We start from the raw sequence: 6,115 nt of genomic DNA, 5'->3' as shown, positions 1-6,115 counted from the left end.
TCGTTGACCTGGGGATCGCCGCTAAACAGCATCAATTGCAGGTTGGCCCGCCAGTGGTCGCCTTCGTGCCACTGGTCAGCGGGCTTGGCCAGGCCACTGCTGAACGCGGCCCCCAGGGTGAGCTGCTGCATCCAGCTGGCGCTCTGCTCGGTTCCGCCGCTCGGGTTGGCCAGGGGCTGGGCCTGCAGGTTGAGGTCAAGGTCGATCCAGCCAGGAACATTCAGCAGCCGGTTAAGGCTGGGGGGATCGGACTCGGCCTGGACGGCCGGGGTGAGTCCACCGGCTCCCAACACCAAAAGGAACCTGAGCAGGGGAATCAGCAGTCCGCTGGGACGCAACACGATTGGCACCCGTTTGAGGCCTTCAGAACAGGATCCCTGGCGTGGGGGACCAGCACTGGCGGTCAGTATTGCTGGATGCAGCGGCGATGACAATCGCAGGGACTGCTGGTCAGGCAAGCAGGTCTGCGCCGAAGTGACGAGGCCAAGGGAACAATGATGGCCCTGGGCAGGGCGAAAGCATTACCCTTGAATTACGAGAGGGTAGTGTCAATTGGCGGAGTAAAAAAACCGCAAAAACAATAGGCTTATTGCACCTCCAGGGGTGAAGGCCAGGCTCAAGAATGGGATAGATGTCCCATAAAATGGGAAGCTTGATCAGAGCTTGATCAGAGTTTCCTTAACTCTGGCTGAGCAAAGTTTGGAGCAGTTCTGATAGTTCCTCCAACTCTTCGCGATCCAAGATCCAATCACCGTTTTGAAGTTTCGTCACGTGCTCGGATTGGAGCATCCAGCCGTCCTCGAGCTGGGCGGCCACGAAATGGCGGGTGTTGTATTGGCTCATGGGGTGGTGTTGGTAACGATCAGGTGGGCTTCAGGAGGCGGCCATCGTGCTGCCGGCGGCGTGATAGCTGCTGCGCACCAGCGGCCCGCTGCGCACCTGCTCAAACCCCAGCTCCCTGGCGATGACGCCCAGCTCCTCGAATTCTGCCGGAGTCCAGTAACGGGCAACCGGGATGTGGGCGAGGGATGGGCGCAGGTACTGGCCAAGGGTGAGGCGCTGGCAATCAACACGACGCAGGTCCGCCAAGGTCCGCAACACCTCCTCCTGGGTTTCACCCAGCCCCAGCATCAGGCCACTCTTGGTGGGGATCTGGGGTGCCAGCTGGCGGGCTGCGGCCAACAGGGCCAGGGAGCGGCGGTAGGTGGCGCCGCGGCGCACCTCCCCCTGCAGGCGTTCAACGGTTTCCAGATTGTGGTTGAAGCACACCGGTTCGGCGGCCAGCACGGTGGCCAGCCGCTGCCGTTGGGCAGCCAAGCCGTCCGCTTCGTCGCGATGGCCGCCCCAGAAGTCGGGAGTGAGCACCTCGATCGCCGTCCCCGGGCGGCTGCGGCGAATGGCGGCCATGGTGGCTGTGAACAGGCAGGCGCCGTGGTCGGCCAGATCGTCACGGGCCACGGCCGTGAGCACCACATAGGAGAGCTGGAGGCTGGCCACCGCCGCGGCCACCCGCTCCGCCTCAGCGGCGTCGAGCGGAGCCGGGGCCTGGCCCTTGTCCACCTGGCAGAAGGCGCAGCTGCGGGTGCAGATAGGCCCCCCCAGCAGGAAGGTGGCCGTGCCAGCGGCGTAGCACTCGGCCCGGTTGGGGCAGCGGCCCTCCTCGCAGATCGTATGTAGCCGCTGTTGTTTGACCACCCCCTGCACGGCCTCCAGCTGGGAAGCAGTCCCGACGGGACGGCGCAGCCAGGGCGGCAACCGCTGTTCGGGGGCAATGGCGCTGTAGCGGGATGGGGAGCTCATTCGACGGCTCGACGCCCCTCAAAGGCGCGGGCCAGGGTGACTTCGTCGGCATATTCCAGCTCACTGCCCACCGGCAGGCCATAGGCGATCCGGCTCACCATCGTGAAGGGGTTGAGCAGGCGGGCCAAATAGAGACTGGTGGTATCCCCCTCCACACTCGGGGTGAGCGCCAGGATCACCTCGCTGATCTGCTCGGCATCCACCCGGCGCACCAGGGGCTGGATCTGGAGCAGTTCGGGGCCAATGCCATCCATCGGCGAGATCAAGCCGCAGAGCACGTGGTAGTGCCCCTTGAATTCCCGGGTGCGCTCCATCGCCAGCAGGTCGCGGGAATCGGCCACCACACACAGCTGGCCGTTGCTGCGCTCGTCGTTGCGGCAGATCTCACAGAACGGCTCGGCCGAGAGGTGGAAGCAGCGCTGGCACTGGCCCACCTGGCTGCGGGCGGCCAGCAGGGCGTCAGCGAAACTGCGGATCTGCTCCTCCGGCTGGCGCAACAGGTGCAGGGCAAGCCGCTGGGCCGTGCGGGGGCCGATGCCCGGCAGTCGCTCGAACTGGTCAATCAGCCGGGCCAACGGGCGCGTGAAGCCGCTCAGCGATTCGCCGCAAGTGGGCTGAATTTAGGCAGGTTTGTCCCGCCTAGGTCGGCGCCCTCCAGGTCTGCCCCCTCCAGCAGGGCGCCCTCCAGCTCGGCGCCCTCCAGGATCGCGTTGCGCAGGATGGCGTGCCGCAGGTCGGCACCACGCAGGTCGGCGCCGCGCAGGTTGGTGCCCGTGAGATCGGTGCCGGCCAGGTTGGCGTTGCGCAACACGCTGTGCTCAAGGTTGACCTGATGCCAGTGGCCCCCAGGGGCATGCAGGTTGTGCAAATCAAAGCCAGCCAGATCCTGGCCGTCGAGGGGCAGGCCGGCGCGGTTGAGGATCTCCAGCGCTTGGATGCGCGCGAGCAGCCAGCGGGCGCCCGACTCATTGCAGGTTTTCAGCAGCTCATAGGCCTCAATATTTTCCCGCTGTTTGCGCTTTTGGCACTCGAGCACATAGAGGAAAGCGGCCGTCACGATGCTCAGTGACTCCACATTGCCCACACTGATCAGGGCTTCCGCATCCCGCCAGAGGCAGCCTTTGACCCATTGGTTGTTGCGACAGGTGGCGTAGCTGTTCACCACCAGCAGCAGGGTCAGGGCGCCGGCGGCCGAGAGGGCCACCCGGAAGAGAAAGGAGTTATCCAGCAGCTGGAAAAAGGGGGAGTCGTGGCGACGTTGTTGCCGGTCGACCCAGGTAGGCCTGCGGGGCATCGGAACTGGGGGCGATCGGCCCCATGCTGGCGGCCCAGCAGAATGGCGCCAAGCATTTGCCGTCGCCATGGCTGAAACCCGCAAAGGGGCCGGTCTTCCCTCCCCCCTGCCCCGCCTGGTTGCCCTGCTGCTGGCGGGGCTGCTGACCGGGCTGCTGACGGCCTGCAGCGCCTCAGCCGCCGGATTGAACAGCTTTCAGAGCCCCGATGGCCGCTATGCCTTCCTCTATCCCACCGGCTGGACCCGGGTGCAGGTGAGCGGCGGTCCCCAGGTGGTTTTCCACGACCTGATCAACAGTGATGAGACCCTCAGCCTGGTGATCTCCGAGGTCAACCCAACCAATGACCTGGAGAAACTGGGCAGCGCCGTTGCCGTAGGCGAACAGCTGCGCCGCACCGTGATCGCCCCTGAAGGCAGCGGCCGGGCGGCGGAACTGGTGGAGGCCTCCGAGCGCCAGGAGGGGCCCCGCACCTTCTACGACCTCGAATACGCCGTGCACCTCGAAGACCGCGACCGCCACGAGCTGGCCACGGTGGTGCTCGATCGCGGCCGGCTCTACACCTTTGCGGCCAGCACCAACGAAATCCGCTGGAGCAAGGTGAAGGACATGTTCCACCTGGTGGTTTCCTCCTTCACCCTGTTGGTGTGACGGTTTCGGCCCCTGCCGATGTGGTGATTGTTGGCGGTGGCTTGGCCGGTGGTCTGTTGGCCCTGGAGTTGCGGCAGTTGGGGGCCTCGGTGAGCCTCATCGATGCCCCGGGCCCCGCAGGGGCGGATTCGGCTTCTGCGATCAGCTATGGCGCCCTGCCGGGCTGGCCCCTGGCGGCCACCCCCCTGGCCCGGCTAGCGGCGGGGGCTTCCAAGCATTGGCGCCGCCTGCAGGAGCGCCATGGTGAGCTGGGCTGGCGGCCCTGCCGCCTGCGGGTGCAGGCTGGCGGCACCGGCTTGGGGGCGCTGAGTGCCTGGTGGCCGCTGCCATTCGCCCAGGTGGACACCGCCTTGCTGGTGGCGCGCCTGCCGCTGCTGCTGGCGGCCGCGGGGGTGAGGTGCCGCCGGGCCCGGCTGGAGCACCTGGAGCGCCAGTCGCCGGCAGGTTGGCAGCTGAATCTCAGCGATGGCAGCGACCTGCTGGCCCCCCAGCTGGTGCTGGCCGCTGGCGCCCACTGCCGCCAGCTCTGGCCGGCCCTGCCCTCCCGCCTGCGCAGCAGCTGGGCAGCAGTGCTGGAACTGCCCGCCTACCCGCCAAGCCTGGGCAGCGCCGCCGCCTGGCTGCCGCCCAGCTTTGGGCGGGTCGCGCTGGAGCGCCGCGCCGCCGGCCTGGACCAACCGGAGTGGCTGGTGGATGGGGGCCTGGTGCCCTGGGGCACTGGGGCCCTACTGGGCCAGCACACCCTGGTGCGACCGGGGCTGGAGCCTGGCGCAGCGCCACCGCCATCCGAAGTGGAAAGGCAACTGCGCCAAGAGCTGGCGGCGCAAGCCTGGGGGGCGCCGCTGGCGGCCCTGCCCGGCCATCTGCGCCAAGCACCCGTGGCCTTCTGCAGTGAGGGCTTGCCCCTGGTGGGTCCGCTGGCTGGGGCACCTGGGTTGTGGCTGTTCACCGGCTTCAGTGCGGGCTTTAGCCAGGTGCCGGTGCTGGCGCCCCTGCTGGCCCAAGCCCTGGCCTGGGAGGGCGCGCCGGCAGCTGCTGCAACACGGCGCCTGCAGCAGCTGGGCCTGACAGGTGCTTTTTAATCCTGCAAACTGAGTTCCATGACCCAGGCCAGCCCCACCGCCGCGGCGCCCAGCCATCGCGGCCCGTTTCAGCGCTTGCAGGCCCGCTGGCAGGGGCTGAGCGATCACAACCAGGTGGGCGTGAGCCTGGCGGGGGTGGGAGGTGTGTTGGTGCTCTGGGCCCTGTTCTGGCCCGTGCCCACCGAGGTGGAAGGCATGGGCGTGCTGATCTACCCCAACAACGCCGGCATCCTCAACGCCCGTGCCGGCGGCCAGGTGCGGGAGGTGTTTGTGAAGGAGGGTGAGTCGGTGGCGCGCGGCCAGGTGTTGATGCAGCTGTATCTACCGGTGCTGGAGCGCCAGCTCGACCAGCAGCGCGGCAACCTGCGCCAGCTGCAGCGTCACAACGCCCAACTCGATGAGCGCGACGCCCTGCGCTTGCTCACCGAGAAGCGGGCCCTAGATACATCTCTGGCCAAGTATTCCGAAGATCGCCGCCGCTACGGCGAACTGCAGTCGACCTACTCCAGCAAACTGCGCAACCTCGATTGGCTGGCCCAGCGGGAGGTGGTGGCGCCGCTGTCTTCTGAGGTGGTGTCGGCTGAGCAGGGGCTCACCAGCACCAGCGTCAATCTCGATGACGTCAAGATCAACGAGAAGAACGTGGTGACCAACTACCAGCAGGTGAAGCTCAGCATCGAAACCCAGGCCCTGCAGCGCCGCTATCAGATCGACGATCTCAAGCGTGAGATCCAGGTGACCGAGGCCAAGATCAGCTACGACGGCAAGGTGCATGCCGACCGGGACGGCACGGTGTTGGATCTGCAGGTGATCGGGGGCCAAACCGTAGGCACCGGCCAGCGGCTGGGCACGATTGGCCGGCCTGAGCAACCCAGCGCCAAGGACCGCCCGCTGCGGGTGGTGGCCTACTTCGCACCCGCCGATGCCCGCCGCCTGCCCCTGGGGCTGCCGGTGGAGGTGGTGCCGCAGTGGAACCAGCGCGGCCGCTTCGGCGGCATCGTGGGCAAGGTGACCCAGGTGCTGACCCTGCCCGCAACCGCAGACGACATCTCCACCACCACCGGCAACGCGCAGCTGGCCCAGGAACTCACCAAGAGCGGCCCGGTGATGCGCAGCGAAATCGAGCTGGAGCGTGATCCCTCCAGTGTGGATGGCTACCGCTGGACTCTCTCGGGGGGCAGCGGTGTGTTCCCGATCCGCGACGGCCTCACGGTGTCGCCCCACGCCTATGTGGAGTGGCGCTCGCCGATCAGCTACGTGATTCCTTGACTGCGCTCCCTCACCGGCGGA

The 6,115-nt window shown here is 67.1% G+C and carries 7 protein-coding genes and 1 pseudogene; 3 read left to right on the top strand and 5 right to left on the bottom strand.

From position 1 onward, the window contains the following. The 5 genes and pseudogenes from KBZ15_RS16445 to KBZ15_RS16425 all read right to left on the bottom strand — a co-directional run. Positions 1 to 350: pseudogene (locus tag KBZ15_RS16445) on the bottom strand (hypothetical protein); the annotation flags it as partial. Positions 351 to 678: 328 nt separating this feature from the next. Continuing rightward, entirely contained in the window at positions 679 to 843 is a 165-nt protein-coding gene (locus KBZ15_RS16440) for a hypothetical protein (protein WP_255016279.1), read from the bottom strand. A 30-nt stretch (positions 844 to 873) separates the two neighbouring features. After that, positions 874 to 1,800 carry a lipoyl synthase gene (gene lipA, locus KBZ15_RS16435; RefSeq protein WP_255016278.1) on the bottom strand — a complete coding sequence of 309 codons (927 nt, stop codon included), beginning with the start codon at positions 1,798 to 1,800 and terminating at the stop codon, positions 874 to 876. Then, entirely contained in the window at positions 1,797 to 2,366 is a 570-nt protein-coding gene (gene recR, locus KBZ15_RS16430) for a recombination mediator RecR (RefSeq protein ID WP_255016280.1), read from the bottom strand. The genes lipA and recR overlap by 4 nt, the downstream gene beginning before the upstream one ends. A gap of 26 nt (positions 2,367 to 2,392) precedes the next feature. Further along, entirely contained in the window at positions 2,393 to 3,094 is a 702-nt protein-coding gene (locus KBZ15_RS16425; RefSeq protein WP_255016277.1) for a pentapeptide repeat-containing protein, read from the bottom strand. 67 nt (positions 3,095 to 3,161) lie between these two features. Here KBZ15_RS16425 and psbP point away from each other — a divergent pair, with 67 nt between their 5' ends. From psbP to KBZ15_RS16410, 3 genes are read left to right on the top strand one after another with little or no spacing between them, the layout of a single operon-like run. Beyond that, the gene (psbP, locus tag KBZ15_RS16420) at positions 3,162 to 3,743 is read left to right on the top strand and encodes a photosystem II reaction center PsbP (RefSeq protein ID WP_255016276.1); all 582 of its coding nucleotides are present in this window, start codon (positions 3,162 to 3,164) and stop codon (positions 3,741 to 3,743) included. Then, positions 3,740 to 4,825 (top strand): FAD-dependent oxidoreductase, encoded by a 1,086-nt coding sequence (locus tag KBZ15_RS16415; RefSeq protein ID WP_255016275.1) that lies wholly within the window; start codon positions 3,740 to 3,742, stop codon positions 4,823 to 4,825. The genes psbP and KBZ15_RS16415 overlap by 4 nt, the downstream gene beginning before the upstream one ends. An 18-nt stretch (positions 4,826 to 4,843) precedes the next feature. Next, positions 4,844 to 6,094 (top strand): NHLP bacteriocin system secretion protein, encoded by a 1,251-nt coding sequence (locus KBZ15_RS16410; RefSeq protein ID WP_255016274.1) that lies wholly within the window; start codon positions 4,844 to 4,846, stop codon positions 6,092 to 6,094. Positions 6,095 to 6,115: the final 21 nt, after the last annotated feature.

Origin of the sequence: Cyanobium sp. BA20m-p-22 (assembly GCF_024346275.1) — a bacterium.
Lineage (GTDB): Bacteria > Cyanobacteriota > Cyanobacteriia > PCC-6307 > Cyanobiaceae > Cyanobium_A.
The sequence above is the reverse complement of the archived record's forward strand: the minus strand, read 5'-3'. Positions and strand labels throughout refer to the sequence as shown.